The organism is Achromobacter pulmonis, from assembly GCF_002885955.2.
In the GTDB taxonomy this organism is placed as follows: domain Bacteria; phylum Pseudomonadota; class Gammaproteobacteria; order Burkholderiales; family Burkholderiaceae_B; genus Achromobacter; species Achromobacter pulmonis_A.
Window position 1 is genome coordinate 130,351 of the sequence record NZ_POQS01000009.1, and the last position, 17,029, is coordinate 147,379.

At 70.1% G+C, this 17,029-nt stretch carries 10 protein-coding genes and 3 pseudogenes; 6 read left to right on the top strand and 7 right to left on the bottom strand.

Features of this window, described 5'->3' with window-relative positions; translation table 11 throughout:
* Positions 1-200: 200 nt before the first annotated feature.
* Both C1I89_RS29210 and C1I89_RS35475 read right to left on the bottom strand, forming a co-directional pair.
* A pseudogene (locus tag C1I89_RS29210) lies at positions 201-3,086 on the bottom strand (indolepyruvate ferredoxin oxidoreductase family protein); the annotation flags it as partial.
* Position 3,087: 1 nt separating this feature from the next.
* Positions 3,088-4,455: pseudogene (locus C1I89_RS35475) on the bottom strand (indolepyruvate ferredoxin oxidoreductase family protein); the annotation flags it as partial.
* A 127-nt stretch (positions 4,456-4,582) separates the two neighbouring features.
* Here C1I89_RS35475 and C1I89_RS29220 point away from each other — a divergent pair.
* Positions 4,583-5,032 (top strand): Lrp/AsnC family transcriptional regulator, encoded by a 450-nt coding sequence (locus tag C1I89_RS29220; RefSeq protein ID WP_008159001.1) that lies wholly within the window; start codon positions 4,583-4,585, stop codon positions 5,030-5,032.
* A gap of 47 nt (positions 5,033-5,079) precedes the next feature.
* Here C1I89_RS29220 and C1I89_RS29225 read toward each other — a convergent pair whose 3' ends face one another.
* Positions 5,080-6,045, bottom strand: coding sequence for a Bug family tripartite tricarboxylate transporter substrate binding protein (locus C1I89_RS29225; protein ID WP_102775780.1), 966 nt, complete (start codon positions 6,043-6,045; stop codon positions 5,080-5,082).
* Positions 6,046-6,109: 64 nt separating this feature from the next.
* The gene (locus C1I89_RS29230; protein ID WP_102775781.1) at positions 6,110-6,958 is read right to left on the bottom strand and encodes an alpha/beta hydrolase; all 849 of its coding nucleotides are present in this window, start codon (positions 6,956-6,958) and stop codon (positions 6,110-6,112) included.
* 94 nt (positions 6,959-7,052) lie between these two features.
* Between C1I89_RS29230 and C1I89_RS29235 the strand changes: the two genes are divergently transcribed.
* Positions 7,053-7,952, top strand: coding sequence for a LysR family transcriptional regulator (locus C1I89_RS29235; RefSeq protein ID WP_102775782.1), 900 nt, complete (start codon positions 7,053-7,055; stop codon positions 7,950-7,952).
* A 328-nt stretch (positions 7,953-8,280) separates the two neighbouring features.
* Here C1I89_RS29235 and C1I89_RS29240 read toward each other — a convergent pair whose 3' ends face one another.
* Positions 8,281-9,129 (bottom strand): alpha/beta hydrolase, encoded by an 849-nt coding sequence (locus C1I89_RS29240; RefSeq protein ID WP_102775781.1) that lies wholly within the window; start codon positions 9,127-9,129, stop codon positions 8,281-8,283.
* A gap of 94 nt (positions 9,130-9,223) precedes the next feature.
* Here C1I89_RS29240 and C1I89_RS29245 point away from each other — a divergent pair, with 94 nt between their 5' ends.
* The 3 genes from C1I89_RS29245 (at position 9,224) to C1I89_RS29255 (ending at position 12,122) form a co-directional block, all read left to right on the top strand.
* Positions 9,224-10,123: a LysR family transcriptional regulator gene (locus C1I89_RS29245; protein WP_102775782.1), complete on the top strand. Its 900-nt coding sequence runs from the start codon at positions 9,224-9,226 to the stop codon at positions 10,121-10,123.
* A 189-nt stretch (positions 10,124-10,312) separates the two neighbouring features.
* Positions 10,313-10,819, top strand: a complete 507-nt coding sequence (locus C1I89_RS29250; RefSeq protein ID WP_102775783.1) for a hypothetical protein — start codon at positions 10,313-10,315, stop codon at positions 10,817-10,819.
* Between the two features lie 106 nt (positions 10,820-10,925).
* The gene (locus tag C1I89_RS29255; protein ID WP_102775784.1) at positions 10,926-12,122 is read left to right on the top strand and encodes an MFS transporter; all 1,197 of its coding nucleotides are present in this window, start codon (positions 10,926-10,928) and stop codon (positions 12,120-12,122) included.
* Between the two features lie 162 nt (positions 12,123-12,284).
* On the opposite strand, the gene gltX is transcribed toward C1I89_RS29255, so the two are convergent.
* Positions 12,285-13,691 carry a glutamate--tRNA ligase gene (gene gltX, locus C1I89_RS29260; protein ID WP_102775785.1) on the bottom strand — a complete coding sequence of 469 codons (1,407 nt, stop codon included), beginning with the start codon at positions 13,689-13,691 and terminating at the stop codon, positions 12,285-12,287.
* Positions 13,692-13,823: 132 nt separating this feature from the next.
* Between gltX and C1I89_RS29265 the strand changes: the two are divergent.
* Positions 13,824-16,365: pseudogene (locus C1I89_RS29265) on the top strand (GNAT family N-acetyltransferase).
* Here C1I89_RS29265 and C1I89_RS29270 read toward each other — a convergent pair.
* Complete coding sequence (locus C1I89_RS29270) at positions 16,352-17,023, bottom strand: cysteine hydrolase family protein (protein WP_102775786.1); 672 nt, start codon at positions 17,021-17,023, stop codon at positions 16,352-16,354. The pseudogene C1I89_RS29265 and the gene C1I89_RS29270 overlap by 14 nt on opposite strands.
* Positions 17,024-17,029: the final 6 nt, after the last annotated feature.

Sequence of the window (17,029 nt, forward strand, 5' to 3'; positions counted from 1 at the left end):
TCCAAATGGCGTGGCTGAAGGGAATCAGCGCATAAGCGACCACAATATGTAGTGTAGCATCCCTCGATGGACACTAATTCTAGTGATCGAGTGCGACAGCGACAAGAAGAAGATAAGACGGGATTCACAAAAGGTGTTACCAAATGCACTGGGCGCGCCCAGCAAGGCGCGCCCAGGAAGCTGCGGCTGAAAGCAAGCGTTTATGCGGTCTTGCGCAGGGGCATGTCGTGCGGGGCAGGCGCCGTATAGCTTTGCATCAACCGGCTTAACTCGGTCCGATACTTTTCGACGCTTGCCGCCTTCACGTGGCCGTACCCGCGTATGGTTTCCGCAAGGGCGGCGATTGTAGCCGCTTGGCCGATATTGTCCCGGTTCAGGCCCGCAAGCAGCTGCTGCACGGTCTGGCGGTACTCGCCGATCAGCGCCCGTTCCATCCTGCGTTCGGCGGTGCGGCCGAACGGATCGAACCAGGTGCCGCGCAAGCTCTTCAGGCGCGCCAGCGCCTTGAGCGCGGTCATGGTGCGCGGGCCCAGCGTGACCTTGCGCGGCACGCCGGTGCGCGGGTCCTTGCGGGCGAAGATCGGCGGCGCCATGTGAAAGCGCAGGCTGTAGTCGCCCTCGAACTGGCTGTCGAGCTGCGCCTGGAAGGCCGGGGCGGTGTAGAGCCGCGCGACTTCGTACTCGTCCTTGTAGGCCATGAGCTTGAACAGGCCGCGCGCCACCGCCAGCGCCAGGCGCGGGCTGCGGGCGTCGGGCGCCAGTTCGCGCTCGCGCGCGGCCACCGCCTCCACCGTCGCCTGGAACTCGCGCGCGTAGGCGGCGTTCTGGTAGGCGGTCAGGTCCTCGATGCGCCGCGCCACGGCGCGCTCGAAGGTCTCGGGCATGTGCAGCTGCACCACCTGGGCGCGCGGGCGCAGCGCGCCTTCCAGCGCGTCGGGCTGGTGCGCGGCCAGGCGGCCGTTGTCGAACGCGGCGCGGTTGGCGGCCACGGCCACGCCGTTCAGTTCGATGGCGCGGTAGATGGCGGCCTGCGACAGCGGCACGCCGCCGCGCTGCCAGGCATAGCCCAGCATGAACATATTGGACAGGATGCTGTCGCCGAACAGCGCCAGCGCGGCGGCGTGCGCGTCGATCTCGGCGGTGCAGGCCTCGCCGGCCGCGTGGCGGATCTTGGCCAGCAGCGCCTCGGGCCGCATGGCGACGTCCGGATTGCGCGTGAACTCGGACACCGGCGCCACATAGGTGTTGACGGTGACCTTGGTGTGGCCGCGGCGCAGCGCGCCCAGCGAATCCGGCGCCACCGAGGCCACCGGGTCGCACAGGATCGCGGCATCGGCCTGCTGCCAGTCCAGGCGCACCGGGCCGGCGGGCGCGCCCGCCGGGGCCAGCCGGATATGGCTGACCACCGTGCCGCCTTTCTGCGCCAGCCCGGTCAGGTCCAGCACGGCGGCCGACAGGCCTTCCAGGTGCGCCGCCATCGACACGATGGCGCCGATGGTGATGACGCCGGTGCCGCCCATGCCGGCCACCAGCAGGCGGTAGGGCTGCTCCAGCGCCGGCACGGCCGGCAGCGGCAGTTGCGCGATCAGCTGTTGCAGGCGGTCCTGGTCGGCCTTGGGCGCGGCGCTCTTTCTGGGCTTGCCGCCCATGACCGAGACGAAGCTGGGGCAGAAGCCCTCCACGCACGAGTAATCCTTGTTGCAGCTGGACTGGTCGATGGCGCGCTTGCGGCCGTAGGGCGTCTCCAGCGGCACCACCGACAGGCAGTTCGACTGCACGCCGCAGTCGCCGCAGCCTTCGCAGACCGCGCTGTTGATCAGCAGGCGGCGCGCCGGATCGGGGAACTGGTTCTTCTTGCGGCGGCGGCGCTTTTCGGCGGCGCAGGTCTGGTCGTGGATCAGCACGGTCACGCCGGGGATCTCGCGCAGTTCGCGCTGCAGCGCGTCGAGTTCGCGGCGGTGGTGCACCTTGATGCCGGGCCCCAGGTCCACGCCCTGGTACTTTTCCGGCTCGTCGCTGGTGACGACGATGCGGGCCACGTTCTCGCCGCGCAGCTGCTGGCAGATCTGCGGCACCGAGATCGGGCCGTCGACGGGCTGGCCGCCGGTCATCGCCACCGCGTCGTTGAAGAGGATCTTGTAGGTGATGTTGGCGCGCGCGGCCACGGCCTGGCGGATCGCCAGGTAGCCCGAGTGGTAATAGGTGCCTTCTCCCATGTTCTGGAAGATGTGCGGCATCTCGGTGTAGCGCGACAGGCCGATCCAGTCCACGCCTTCGCCGCCCATCTGGGTCAGGCCGCCGGTGTCGCGGTCCATCCAGGCGGCCATGTAGTGGCAGCCCACGCCGGACAGCGCCTGGCTGCCTTCGGGCACCTTGGTCGAGGTGCTGTGCGGACAGCCCGAACAGAAATAGGGGCGGCGGCGCATGCCGTCGGCGTCGTTGGACAGCGGCGCCTGGCATTCGAAGGCGGCCAGGTCCGCGGCCAGCGGCAGGCCGGCCGCGCGGCTGAGCCAGCCGGCCAGCGGGCGCGCCAGCAGCGAGGGGCGCAGCTGGCCAGCCGAGGGCACCATGGGTTCGCCGTCGAAGCCCTTTTTGCCGATGACCGTGGGGCGGTCCGGCAGATTGAACAGCAGGTCCTTGATCTGGCTTTCGACCACCGCGCCTTTTTCCTCGACCACCAGGATGTGCGAGAGGCCGCGCGCGAACGCCAGCAGGCGCTCCGCGTCCAGCGGCCAGGTCAGGCCGGGCTTGTAGATGCGCACCGGCGCGTTGGCGGTGACGGTGTCCACGCCCAGGCGCGACAGCGCCTCCATGGTGTCCAGGTGCGCCTTGCCCACCGTGACGATGCCGACGGCGGCCTTGGGCGCCGCGCAGACCAGGCGGTCGATGCTGTGGCGGCGCGCGAACGCGGCCACCGCCCGCATGCGCAGGTTCATGCGCGTCTCGACGGCCAGCGACAGGAAATCGCGCGCCGAATATTCCAGCGATTCGGGCGGCAGGTCCGGGTCGGCCGGCATGTCGTACGAGACCGGCTGCGCCGGCGTGAAGGAGTGGCCGCTCTCGATGGTCTCGGACACCGCCTTGAANCACGCCGGACAGCGCCTGGCTGCCTTCGGGCACCTTGGTCGAGGTGCTGTGCGGACAGCCCGAACAGAAATAGGGGCGGCGGCGCATGCCGTCGGCGTCGTTGGACAGCGGCGCCTGGCATTCGAAGGCGGCCAGGTCCGCGGCCAGCGGCAGGCCGGCCGCGCGGCTGAGCCAGCCGGCCAGCGGGCGCGCCAGCAGCGAGGGGCGCAGCTGGCCAGCCGAGGGCACCATGGGTTCGCCGTCGAAGCCCTTTTTGCCGATGACCGTGGGGCGGTCCGGCAGATTGAACAGCAGGTCCTTGATCTGGCTTTCGACCACCGCGCCTTTTTCCTCGACCACCAGGATGTGCGAGAGGCCGCGCGCGAACGCCAGCAGGCGCTCCGCGTCCAGCGGCCAGGTCAGGCCGGGCTTGTAGATGCGCACCGGCGCGTTGGCGGTGACGGTGTCCACGCCCAGGCGCGACAGCGCCTCCATGGTGTCCAGGTGCGCCTTGCCCACCGTGACGATGCCGACGGCGGCCTTGGGCGCCGCGCAGACCAGGCGGTCGATGCTGTGGCGGCGCGCGAACGCGGCCACCGCCCGCATGCGCAGGTTCATGCGCGTCTCGACGGCCAGCGACAGGAAATCGCGCGCCGAATATTCCAGCGATTCGGGCGGCAGGTCCGGGTCGGCCGGCATGTCGTACGAGACCGGCTGCGCCGGCGTGAAGGAGTGGCCGCTCTCGATGGTCTCGGACACCGCCTTGAACGCGACCCAGGTCCCCGAATGGCGCGACAGGGCCCAGCCCCACAGCGCGAAGGTTTCGTATTCGTCGATCGAGGCGGGATGCACGATGGGCATCTGCCAGCCGATCAGCGAGGCCTCGCTGGCGTGCGGGATCGAGGACGAGACGGCGGTGTGGTCGTCGCCCACCACCACCAGCACGCCGCCGTTGCGCGAGGCGCCCGCGGCGTTGCCGTGGTGCAGCGCGTCGCCGGCGCGGTCCACCCCCGGGCCCTTGCCGTACCACATCGCGAACACGCCATCGACCTTGCGGTCGGCGCGCATCCCGGCCTGCTGCGTGCCCATGACGGCGGTGGCCGCCATGTCTTCGTTGATGCCGGGCAGGAAGCTGATCTGGTTGTCGTCCAGCGCTTTCTTGGCTTTCCACATCGCCATGTCCACGCCGCCCAGCGGCGAGCCGCGGTAGCCCGAGACGAAACCGGCCGTGTTCAGGCCGCGCTCGCGGTCGAGCCGGCGCTGGGTGAGCATGATGCGCACCAGCGCCTGCGTGCCGGTCAGGAAGATGCGGCCGGAGCTGCGGGTGAGGTTGTCGGCCAGCTGGTAGTCGAGGTCCAGCTCGGGTTCGGCGGCGGGGGTACCGTCCATAGTGAATACTCCTGGTTTTCGGCACTATGATAGGTTCGCCCGGAAGCCGATTCATTGCGTTATCGGATCGTGCTATCCCTATAATTCGAAATAAACATTTCGTTTGTATAAAACCAGGAGACAACGCATGGACAAGACCGATATCGGCATACTCAAGGCCTTGCAGGAGGATGGCCGGGCCTCGGCGCAGCAACTGTCGGAAAAGGTCGGCCTGTCGGCCGCGCCGGTGTGGCGGCGGGTCAAGGCGATGGAGGCCAGCGGGGTGATCCAGGGCTACAGCGCCCAGGTGGACCGCAGCAAGGTCGGGCTGGGCTGCATGTTCGCGCAGATCAGCCTGGAGCGGCATTCCGCCAATACGGTCGAGAACTTCGAGCGCTCGGTGCGCGACGCGCCCGAGATCCTGGAATGCTATGCGGTCACGGGGGATTCGGATTTCCTGCTGAAGATCCTGGTGGAAAGCCCCGAGGCCTACGACCGCTTCCTGCACCGCTTCCTGTTCAACATGCCCGGCATCCGCCAGACGCGCACCATCGTGGCGCTGCGCGAGATCAAGCACGAGCAGCGCCTGCCGCTGTAGCGGCGCCGCCCTCTACTCTATATAGATAGATATAGAGGGCGGCGGCTTTATTGCGGCTGGATGCCGGAGATGCGGATCCATTCCTTCCAGCGCTGGGCGTCTTCCTTCACGAAGGCGTCGAAGCGCGCCACGTCCATCGATTCCGGCGTCAGGCCGAGCGCGCGCAGCTTGTCCGAAGTGGCCGGGTCCCGCACGGCGGCCTGCAGGTGGGCGTTCATCCGTTCCACGATGTCCGGCGGCGTGCCCTTGGGGGCGGACAGGCCGAGCCAGCCGGCCACCACGAAATCCGGATAGTAGGAAGCCATGGTCGGCACCTCGGGCCAGGCCGGCTGCGCCTGCGCGCCGGTGACGGCGATGGGGATCAGGCCCTTGCCGTCGATCTGGCCCATCGCGGTCAGGTAGTCGACGAAGGCGAAGCCGATCTGCTTGCCGCGCAGGTCGGTGATGATCTGCGTGATGTTCTTGTAGGCCGCGCCGGTGATCTCGATGCCGGCGCGCTGCTTGAACAGTTCGGACGGCACCTGCGACGACGAGCTGTAGTAACCGAAGAACACTTCGCCCGGATGCTTCCTGGCGTAGTCCACCAGCTCGGGCACGCTGCGGTACGGCGCGCCCGGCGCCACCACGCCCACGGTGCCGAAAGTCCCCAGCAGGCCGACCTGGCTGAAATCCTTTTGCGCGTCGTAGGGCAGGTTCTTGTACAGGTACTGGTTGGCGGCGTGGGTGGAATTGGTCGACAGCAGGAAGGTGTAGCCGTCGGGCGCGGCGTTGCGTGCGGCATTGGTGCCGACGATGCCGCCGGCGCCGGGACGATCCTCGACGACCACGGTCTGGCCGGTGCGCTCGCCCAGGAACTGGGCGAAGGTGCGCGCGGTGAGGTCGGCCGCGCCGCCGGCGGCCGACGGCACGATGAGGGTGACGGTCTTCTCGGGCCAGCCGGCGGCCTGCGCCGCCGAGGCCAGCAGCAGGCCGGCGCCGATCAGCGCCGGGCGTAGGAGTCGGGAAATGGGCATGGGGGTCTCCTGTTTATGAGCTTGCGCGTGTGGGCGCTGCCGTTGTCGTCATGGGCCGAAGGAATCAGCCGAATTGCGCGCGGTGCCATTGCAGGATGGCGCGGGCGCTGGTCTGCCAGTCGTCCGCGTACATCATGCAGTGCGGCTGGCCGGCAAGCACCGCGTGCGAAAAGCCATAGCGCCGCGCGATGGCGAGGTCCTGGCCGGGCGGATGCCGGTCGTGGGTGTCCAGCCCGGCTTCCAGGCACAGGCCGGGCGCGCCGAAGGGAGCGTCGCCGATCGCCACGCGCAGCAGATAGCGGTCATTGAGCACTTCGGGGCTTTCGGCGCACAGGCGCCGGATCACGGCGTCGACGTCGCGGTCCGGCGCCGTCGCCAGGAAGCGGGCGCGGATCTCGGCGGCCTGCGGCGCCGGGCGCGGCGCGGCCGGCGGCACCGGCGGCAGGGCCAGCGCGCCGGGCAGGTCGCCGGGCGGCGAGGGCGCCAGCAGCACCACGCCGGCCACCGCGCGCCGGCGCGCGGCCAGCAGCGCCGGCAGCGCGCCCATGCTGTGGCCCACCACCACCCAGGACCCGGCCAGCGCATCGAGCGCGTCGGCCACGTCCTGGCCCAGGTCGGCGATGGTGGCGGACGCGAACGCCGCGTCCTGCGCCAGCGCGCCGTGGCCGCGCAGGTCCAGCGCGGCGCAGCCCAGGCCGGCGGCGGCGAAATAGGCCAGGTAGTGCGCGTAGCACCAGGCGCCGTGATAGGCGCCCGGCACGAACAGCAGGCCGGGCCGGGCGTCGCCGGGCCGGGCGCCGATCACCAGCCGGCCGCGGCCGGCCTCGTGCGCCGGCAGCCGGTCGATGAGGCTGAAGTCCAGCGGGTCTGCGCCGGTGTCCGAGAGTAAGGGGGAGAGGGCTGCGATATTCATCTTGCGGCCATGTTAAGTGCCGGCTGGTGATGAGAAAACTTTATTTTTCCTATGCTTTGATAAGATTTTCAAATTACATCCCCGCCGCTGAACCATGCCCTCGCTGCCCGACCTGTCGATCACGCATTACCGGCATTTCCTGCTGGTGGCCGAACTGGGCAGCTTCCGCGCCGCGGCCGCCCGCGCGTTCCGCTCGCAACCGGCGCTGTCGCTGTCCATCCGCGAAATGGAGCAGCGCCTGGGCCAGCCGCTGTTCGAGCACGGCAACCGCGGCACGCTGACGCGCTTCGGCCAGGACTGCCTGCCGCTGGCGCGCGAACTGGTGGAACACCACGACCGCGTGGCTGGCGCGCTCGCCGGGCTGGCCACCAGCGGCGCGGGCACGCTGGCCATGGCCTCGGTCGCCACCGTGGCCACGCACTGGCTGCCCGAGCTGGTGGCCGCCTACCGCGAGCGCTATCCGGCGGTGGCGCTGCGCCTGTTCGATGACAACTCCGAAGGGGTCGAGCGCATGGTGCTGGCCGGCGAGGCCGAACTGGGCGTGTGCAGCCCGGTGTCGCGCGACCGCCGGCTGGCGTTCGAACCCTTGCTGCGCGACGCCTTCGGGCTGGTGTGCCACCGCGGCCATCCGCTGGCCGGGCGCAAGTCGGTGACCTGGCGCGAGATCGCCGACCTGCCGCTGGTGGGCACCATCGCGCATCGCCAGCTTGCCGGCTATCCGCAGGCGGCCTTCATGCTGGACCGGCAGGTGTTCGTGTCCAACATGATGTCGCTGCTGGCCATGCTGGAGCGCGGCGTGGGCGTGACGGTGCTGGCCCGGCTGGGCGTGCCGCCGGATTCGCCCGAACTGGCGTTCGTGCCGCTGGCGCGTCCGCGCATCGAACGCGAATTGGGCATTACCCGGCTGGCCGGGCGCAGCCTGTCTCCGGCGGCCGCGCGCATGGAGGAAATGCTGCGCGCGAAAGCGCGCCGCAGCGGCCGCGGTGTCGTTTGAAACCAACGCATTTTTGCGGATTCCGGCGCTAAAACCGGCTTGCCGCCGGCCGCACTGTTGCGCAATTGCACTAGGCGCGGATCGGCGTTGATTCTTGCCTGACGGCTCTTTAGAGTGCGGAGTGTTTGCTGCGCGAGGGTGGTGCCGGTGTGATCGGCGCGGCGCGTCGACAGACGTGTTGAGGAAGTCATGAGCAGTGTGTATTTGCGTTCGGCCGGCGTCGCTTGCGCNCAGCGCCGGGCGTAGGAGTCGGGAAATGGGCATGGGGGTCTCCTGTTTATGAGCTTGCGCGTGTGGGCGCTGCCGTTGTCGTCATGGGCCGAAGGAATCAGCCGAATTGCGCGCGGTGCCATTGCAGGATGGCGCGGGCGCTGGTCTGCCAGTCGTCCGCGTACATCATGCAGTGCGGCTGGCCGGCAAGCACCGCGTGCGAAAAGCCATAGCGCCGCGCGATGGCGAGGTCCTGGCCGGGCGGATGCCGGTCGTGGGTGTCCAGCCCGGCTTCCAGGCACAGGCCGGGCGCGCCGAAGGGAGCGTCGCCGATCGCCACGCGCAGCAGATAGCGGTCATTGAGCACTTCGGGGCTTTCGGCGCACAGGCGCCGGATCACGGCGTCGACGTCGCGGTCCGGCGCCGTCGCCAGGAAGCGGGCGCGGATCTCGGCGGCCTGCGGCGCCGGGCGCGGCGCGGCCGGCGGCACCGGCGGCAGGGCCAGCGCGCCGGGCAGGTCGCCGGGCGGCGAGGGCGCCAGCAGCACCACGCCGGCCACCGCGCGCCGGCGCGCGGCCAGCAGCGCCGGCAGCGCGCCCATGCTGTGGCCCACCACCACCCAGGACCCGGCCAGCGCATCGAGCGCGTCGGCCACGTCCTGGCCCAGGTCGGCGATGGTGGCGGACGCGAACGCCGCGTCCTGCGCCAGCGCGCCGTGGCCGCGCAGGTCCAGCGCGGCGCAGCCCAGGCCGGCGGCGGCGAAATAGGCCAGGTAGTGCGCGTAGCACCAGGCGCCGTGATAGGCGCCCGGCACGAACAGCAGGCCGGGCCGGGCGTCGCCGGGCCGGGCGCCGATCACCAGCCGGCCGCGGCCGGCCTCGTGCGCCGGCAGCCGGTCGATGAGGCTGAAGTCCAGCGGGTCTGCGCCGGTGTCCGAGAGTAAGGGGGAGAGGGCTGCGATATTCATCTTGCGGCCATGTTAAGTGCCGGCTGGTGATGAGAAAACTTTATTTTTCCTATGCTTTGATAAGATTTTCAAATTACATCCCCGCCGCTGAACCATGCCCTCGCTGCCCGACCTGTCGATCACGCATTACCGGCATTTCCTGCTGGTGGCCGAACTGGGCAGCTTCCGCGCCGCGGCCGCCCGCGCGTTCCGCTCGCAACCGGCGCTGTCGCTGTCCATCCGCGAAATGGAGCAGCGCCTGGGCCAGCCGCTGTTCGAGCACGGCAACCGCGGCACGCTGACGCGCTTCGGCCAGGACTGCCTGCCGCTGGCGCGCGAACTGGTGGAACACCACGACCGCGTGGCTGGCGCGCTCGCCGGGCTGGCCACCAGCGGCGCGGGCACGCTGGCCATGGCCTCGGTCGCCACCGTGGCCACGCACTGGCTGCCCGAGCTGGTGGCCGCCTACCGCGAGCGCTATCCGGCGGTGGCGCTGCGCCTGTTCGATGACAACTCCGAAGGGGTCGAGCGCATGGTGCTGGCCGGCGAGGCCGAACTGGGCGTGTGCAGCCCGGTGTCGCGCGACCGCCGGCTGGCGTTCGAACCCTTGCTGCGCGACGCCTTCGGGCTGGTGTGCCACCGCGGCCATCCGCTGGCCGGGCGCAAGTCGGTGACCTGGCGCGAGATCGCCGACCTGCCGCTGGTGGGCACCATCGCGCATCGCCAGCTTGCCGGCTATCCGCAGGCGGCCTTCATGCTGGACCGGCAGGTGTTCGTGTCCAACATGATGTCGCTGCTGGCCATGCTGGAGCGCGGCGTGGGCGTGACGGTGCTGGCCCGGCTGGGCGTGCCGCCGGATTCGCCCGAACTGGCGTTCGTGCCGCTGGCGCGTCCGCGCATCGAACGCGAATTGGGCATTACCCGGCTGGCCGGGCGCAGCCTGTCTCCGGCGGCCGCGCGCATGGAGGAAATGCTGCGCGCGAAAGCGCGCCGCAGCGGCCGCGGTGTCGTTTGAAACCAACGCATTTTTGCGGATTCCGGCGCTAAAACCGGCTTGCCGCCGGCCGCACTGTTGCGCAATTGCACTAGGCGCGGATCGGCGTTGATTCTTGCCTGACGGCTCTTTAGAGTGCGGAGTGTTTGCTGCGCGAGGGTGGTGCCGGTGTGATCGGCGCGGCGCGTCGACAGACGTGTTGAGGAAGTCATGAGCAGTGTGTATTTGCGTTCGGCCGGCGTCGCTTGCGCCGTCCTGATCCTGGCGGGCTGCGCCGCCAGGAAGCCCGCCGCCATCGCCGAGGCCCAGCCGGCGCAGGCCTCGAAACCGGTGGTTTGCACCCCCGCAAAAAGCGGCGATCCCATGATCGGAACCTGGCTGTCGAATTCGCGCCCGCGCGACGTCAGCGGCGAATTCCGGGCGCTGACGGTGCTGTCGGCCGACGGCACCATGTCGTACGAAACCCAGTTGAAGATCGGCCGCAAGACGCGTCCGGCCCTGCGCGAGACGGGCTGCTGGAGCGTGGCCGACGGCGTCTACACCATGCAGACCACGCGGTCCAACGGCGAGGACGTGGACACCAAGGACCCGATCTACCTGAACCGCTATCGCATCGAGCGCGTCGAGCAAGCGAAGCTGACGCTGCGCGAAATCAAGGCCGGCGGCCAGGTCGTGACCGCGCGCCGCATGCCGGCGGGCTACCGCCTGCCGTACTGAGGCATCGCAAGGCACGCCAGGCGGACACGGCGCCCGGCGTCTTCGCCAAGCCGGCCCGGCTGCGGTAAGGTGCGATCTTCGCCTTTTGCAGCAGCGCCGCCGATCCATGTCCGCCCCATCTTCCGAAACACGCGCCATCGCGCTGCTTGCGCTGGCCGCCTTCGTCAGCGCCAGCGCGTTCCGTATCTGCGATCCCATGCTGCCGCAGCTGGCGGCGGAGTTCGACACCACCACCGGCCAGGCCGCGCGCGCCGTGACCGCGTTCGCGGTGGCCTACGGCGTGCTGCAGATGTTCTTCGGCCCGCTGGGCGACCGCTACGGCAAGTACCGGGTCGTCAGCGTGGCGACCCTGGCCTGCGCGCTGGGCAGCGCAGGCGCCGTGATGGCGCGCTCGCTGGACGTGCTGGTGTTCTTCCGCGTGCTGTCCGGCGCGGCCGGGGCCGGCATCGTGCCGCTGTCCATGGCCTGGATCGGCGACAACGTGCCTTACGAGCGCCGCCAGGCGACCCTGGCGCGCTTTCTGACCGGCACCATCCTGGGCATGTCGGCCGGCCAGCTGGTCAGCGGGCTCTTCGCCGATACGGTGGGCTGGCGCTGGGCCTTCGCGGCGCTGGTCTGCGGCTATCTGATAGTGGGCCTGCTGCTGCTGGCGGAAGTGCGCCGCCAGCGCGCCGCTGGCCTGGGCCGCGTCGATCCGGGCGCGGCGCGGCTGAGCTTCGTGGCGCAGGCGCGGCTGGTGCTGGGCACGCCGTGGGCGCGCGTGGTGCTGGCCACCGTCTTCATCGAAGGCCTGCTGGTCTTCGGCGTGCTGGCCTTCGCGCCGGCCTATCTGCATGAACGTTTCGGCATTTCGCTGACCGCCGCCGGCGCGCTGGTGGCGGTCTACGCCGTGGGCGGCCTGGCCTACACGGTGGTGGCCGGACCGCTGCTCAAGCGCCTGGGCGAACGCGGCCTGGCCATCGCCGGCGGCCTGGTCCTGGGCGTGGCGTTCCTGTCCTATCTGCTGGGTCCGGTCTGGGCCTGGAGCCTGCTGGCCAGCGCGCTGGCCGGCTTCGGCTATTACCTGCTGCACGCCACCTTGCAGACCAACGCCACCCAGATGGTGCCGTCGGCCCGCGGCACGGCGGTGGCCTGGTTCGCGTCCTGCCTGTTCATGGGGCAGGCGGCCGGCGTGGCGCTGGCCGGCGCCTTGCTCGACCGCGTGGGCGCGGCCGCCCTGTTCGGCGGTTCGGCGCTGTTGCTGCCGATTCTGGGGATGGGGTTCGCGCGGGCGCTGCGGGGGCGGACGGCCGTGGCGGCCTGATGGGTTTCGCGCGTTCGATATTGGAGTTCTTGCGTTGAGGCGCTCGCGCTGCACCCATCCTACGGTCTTGCCATCGTAGGATGGGTGCAGCGCGGCACCATCAGCGCAAATAATCCAACGCCGACCGCGCGAAACCCATCAGGCGGCGAAATCAAAAACCGATCAGATCCCCGCCAGCCGCTTCAACACCGCCTGCTTGCCCAGCAGCGCAAGCACGGCGTCCACGGCCGGCGTCTGCGTCTGGCCGGTGACGGCCACGCGCAGCGGGATGGCGAGTTGCGGCATCTTCATGCCGCGGTCGGCCAGCACGGCCTTGATCAGCGCCGACAGGGCCTCGCGGGTCCAGTCGATGTCCTGGGCGCGGGCGGCGAAGTCGGCCAGCGCTTCGCGCGCGGCGGCGGTCAGGTGCTGTTCGGCGAGTTCGGCCGGCGCGCCCTTGAATTCGGCGCAGAACAGCATCGCGCCGTCGGCCAGCTGTTCCAGGGTTTCGGCGCGGTCCTTGAGCAGGCCCATGACGCCCGGCAGGTCGATCTTCTCCGGATGGCCGCCGCGGTTCGCCACGCGCGGGGCGACGCGCTCGGCCAGTTCGGCGTTGTCCATCTGCTTGATGTAGTGGGCGTTGACCCAGTTCAGCTTCTTCGGGTCCCACTGCGAGGCCGACTTGGACAGGTGTTTGGCGTCGAACCACGACACCAGCTGCTCGCGGCTGAACAGTTCGTCGTCGCCGTGGCTCCAGCCCAGGCGCGCCAGGTAGTTGACCATCGCCTCGGGCAGGTAACCCTCGTTGTCGTACTCCATCACGTTGACCGCGCCGTGGCGCTTGGACAGCTTTTCGCCGTCCGGGCCCAGGATCATGGGCACGTGGCCGTATTCGGGCAGCGTGGCGCCCAGCGCGCGCAGGATGTTGATCTGGCGCGGGGTGTTGTTGACGTGGTCGTCGCCGCGCAGCACGTGGGTGATGCCCATGTCCCAGTCGTCGACCACCACGCAGAAGTTATAGGTGGGCGTGCCGTCCGGGCGCGCGATGATCAGGTCGTCCAGCTCGGCATTGTCGAAGCTGATGGTGCCCTTGACCATGTCGTTCCAGGAGGTGGCGCCTTGCTGCGGGTTCTTGAAGCGCACGACCGGCTTGCGGCCTTCGGGGATGGCGGGCAGCGTCTTGCCGGGTTCCGGACGCCAGGTGCCGTCGTAGCGCGGCTTGTCGCCGCGCGCGCGGGCGGCCTCGCGCATGGCTTCCACTTCCTCGGGCGTGCTGTAGCAGTGGTAGGCGGTGCCGGCGGCCAGCATCTGCGCGACCACTTCGCGGTAGCGGTCCATGCGCTGCATCTGGTAGAACGGGCCTTCGTCGGGCTGCATGCCCAGCCACTCCATGCTGTCCAGGATGGCCTGCACCGCCTCCGGCGTGGAGCGCTCGACGTCCGTGTCTTCGATGCGCAGCACGAAGGTGCCCTTGTAGTGGCGCGCGAAGGCCCAGGAGAACAGCGCCGTGCGGGCGCCGCCCAGGTGCAGGAAACCCGTGGGCGAGGGCGCGAAACGGGTGCGAATGGGGGAAGAGGCGTTGGAAGTCATAGATGGCAATGATAGCGGCTGCGGCGCCACAATACGGCGTCAGGCTTGGCCCGGGTCAAGCGCAAGGCGGGCTGGTCTTGTTACGATGAACGGTATTTTAGATTAGGCCCTGGGCCCCGGCCCGCGACCCCTATGCTGCGACACGCTCTCGCCCCGATGTTCGAGCCCAGTTCGCTGGTGATCGTTGCCGACCGGCCCCTGCCGGCGGCCGCTTCGCTGTCGGCCGCGCTCAAGGCCAGGACCACGGTGGTGGCGTGCGAACCGGGCGCCGCGCCCGAGCTGCCGGCGGCCCTGCAGGGCCTGGCGGCGGGCGAGCGGCCCGATCTGGCCCTGGTTTGCGTATCGCCGGCCGTGCTGCCGGAGACGCTGCGGCGCCTGTCGCCGCTGGCGCCGCGCTCGGTGATCCTGCTGCCGCACGAGCTGCCCGATCCGTATCCGCGCGGCACGCTGGCGCTGTGCCGCGCCTGGGCCGAGGAAAACCGCTGCGAGCTGCTGGGCCCGCGCTCCTTCGGCGCGCAGCGTCCCCACGCCGGCTTCAACCTCAGCCAGCATCCGGTGCTGGCGCGCGCCGGCCGCGTGGCGCTCGCGGCGCAGTCGCGCTCCATCATGGCCGCGGTCATGGACTGGGCCGAGGACGTGCACATCGGCTTTTCCACCGTCGTGTCGCTGGGCGACGAGGCCGTGGTCGGCCTGCCCAAGGTGCTGGACTATCTGGCCAGCGACCCGCGCACCGACAGCATCGTGCTCTATCTGGAAGACGTGGGCCCGGCCCGCGAATTCATGAGCACGCTGCGCGCGGCCGCCTCNCTATCTGGCCAGCGACCCGCGCACCGACAGCATCGTGCTCTATCTGGAAGACGTGGGCCCGGCCCGCGAATTCATGAGCACGCTGCGCGCGGCCGCCTCGATCAAGCCGGTGATCGTGCTCAAGGCGGGCCGTTCCGACGCCGACGGCGGCGACGCCATTTTCGACGCCGCCCTGCGCCGCGCGGGCGCGGTGCGGGTGCGCTACTTCGTGCAGCTGTTCTCGGCGGTCAAGGTGCTGGGCTACACGCGCCGTCCCAAGGGCCGGCGCGTGGCGCTGATCTCCAACGGCAGCGGCCCGCCCCAGCTGGCCATGGACCTGATCGGCCCCGAGGCCGCGGTGCTGCGCGCCGAGTTCGCGCCCGCGACCCAGCGCGCGCTGGCCGCCATGCTGGAGCCGGACGCGGCCACCAGAAACCCCGTCATCACCTTCACCCCGCTGACGCCGGAGCGCATCCGCGCCATGCTGGACGCGGTGCTGGACGACAGCGGCGTGGACGGCGTGCTGGTGCTGCTGGCGCCCGACGCGCTGGCCGACATGCAGGCGGTGGCGCGCGAACTGGCGCAGATCGCGCCCAAGGCCAAGAAACCGGTGGTGACGTGCTTCATGGGCGACGCCGGCATGCGGCCGCTGCGGCGCATGCTGGACGACGCCGGCACCCCGGCGTTCCGCACGCCGGAGTCGGCCGCGGACGCCTTCGGCGTGCTGGCGACCCACCACTACAACCAGCAGCTGCTTCTGCAGACGCAGCCGCCGGAACCGGCCAGCCACGTGCCCGACCTGATCACCGCGCGCGAGGTGCTGGCGCGGGTGCGCGCCGACGGCCGGCGCGAACTCACCAGCTCCGAGATCCGCACGCTGCTGGCGCTGTTCTACGTGCCGCTGCGCGACATGCCCATGGACATCATGGCGGCCGAGCCCGAATCGCGTCCGATGGCGATCCGCGTGCGGCGCGATCCGCAGTTCGGCCCGGTCATCCGTTTCGGCGCGGGCGGGCCGGACGCGGCGCTGTCGCAGTCGGACCGCGGCGTGGACCTGCCGCCGCTCAACGGCTTCCTGGCGCGCCAGCTGATCGAGCGCAGCCGGCTCTGGCGCCGGGTGCTGGCGCCGCGCATCGGCCATATGGCGGCCGAGGCGCTGCAGCAGGCGCTGGTGCTGGTATCCGAAATGGTCTCGGAACTGCCCGACATCGAAACCCTGGACATCGATCCGCTGTACGCCGGCGAAACCCATCTGCGCGCCGGCGGCCTGCGCATGACGCTGACCGACAAGCCCGGCTGCGGTTCGCCCCAGGCCGAGGGCTATCCGCATATGGCGATCCACCCGTATCCGGCGCGGCTGGTGCAGGTGCGCCGCTTCGACGACGGCATCCCCTGGGTGCTGCGGCCGATCCGGCCCGAGGACGCCGAGCCGCTGCAGGAGTTCATCCGCGGCCTGTCCGAGCGTTCGCGATACATGCGTTTCGTGTCCATGATGCGCGAGCTGACCCCGCGCATGCTGTCGCGCTATACCCAGGTCGATTACCACCGCGAACTGGCGCTGGTGGCCGCCACGCAAGTGCCCAACCCGGCCAACCGCGGCCATCCGCGGGAGGTGCTGGTGGGCTTTGCGCACTACCTGCGCAACCCCGACGGGCGCGGCGCCGAGTACGCGCTGGTGATCGGCGACGACTGGCAGCGCCGCGGCCTGGGTCGTCAGCTCATGACGGCCCTGATCGACGCCGCCCGCGAACAGGGCCTGGAATACATCGACGGCCTGGTGCTTTCCAGCAACCGGCCCATGCTGGCGCTGATGACCAGCCTGGGCTTCACCAACGACGCGGACCCCGAGGACCCGACCATGCGCCGGGTCTGGCTCAACCTGGCCTGAGCCTGTCGGTGGCCTCGTCCACCGACAGCACGTCGCCGAAGAACATGATCCAGCCGTGTAGCGCGTGCTCGTGCTCGGCCGGCGTCACCGCCGCCAGCGCGTCGTCGATCATGATGCTGCGGAAGTCGCGCATCATCGCGTCGCGCCCGGTGGATTCGCAGCATACGTTGGTGACGGTGCCGGCGATCAGCAGGGTGTCCACGCCGCGCCCGCGCAGCAGCGGTTCCAGCTCGGAAGATCCCGGCGCCATGGCGCTGTAGAAGCGCTTGACCACCCGCAGGTCCGAGTCGTGGGCGCGCAGGTCCGGGTGCAGCGCGAAGCCGGGCGAGTCGCGGCGCAGCGTCTGCAGGCGCCTGGCGCTGCGTTCGGGCGTCAGCATCACGCCGTGGTGGTGCGACCAGAACGAATCGGCGTTGTCGGACGCGGTCTGCACCCAGACGATGGTGCCGCCGGCGGCGCGGACCGCTTCGCACAGGCGGTTGATGGGGCCGATGATTTCGCGCGCGGGCGCGCATTCGCCCTGGTAGCCGGGCAGCGTGAAGTACTGCTGCATGTCGATCACCACCACGGCCAGGCGCGAGGCCGGCAGCTCGTCGTAGGGATGCAGGCAGCCCTGGCGGGCCACCACGCGGTCGCGCACCCACTGCGGGAATTCCATGTCGGC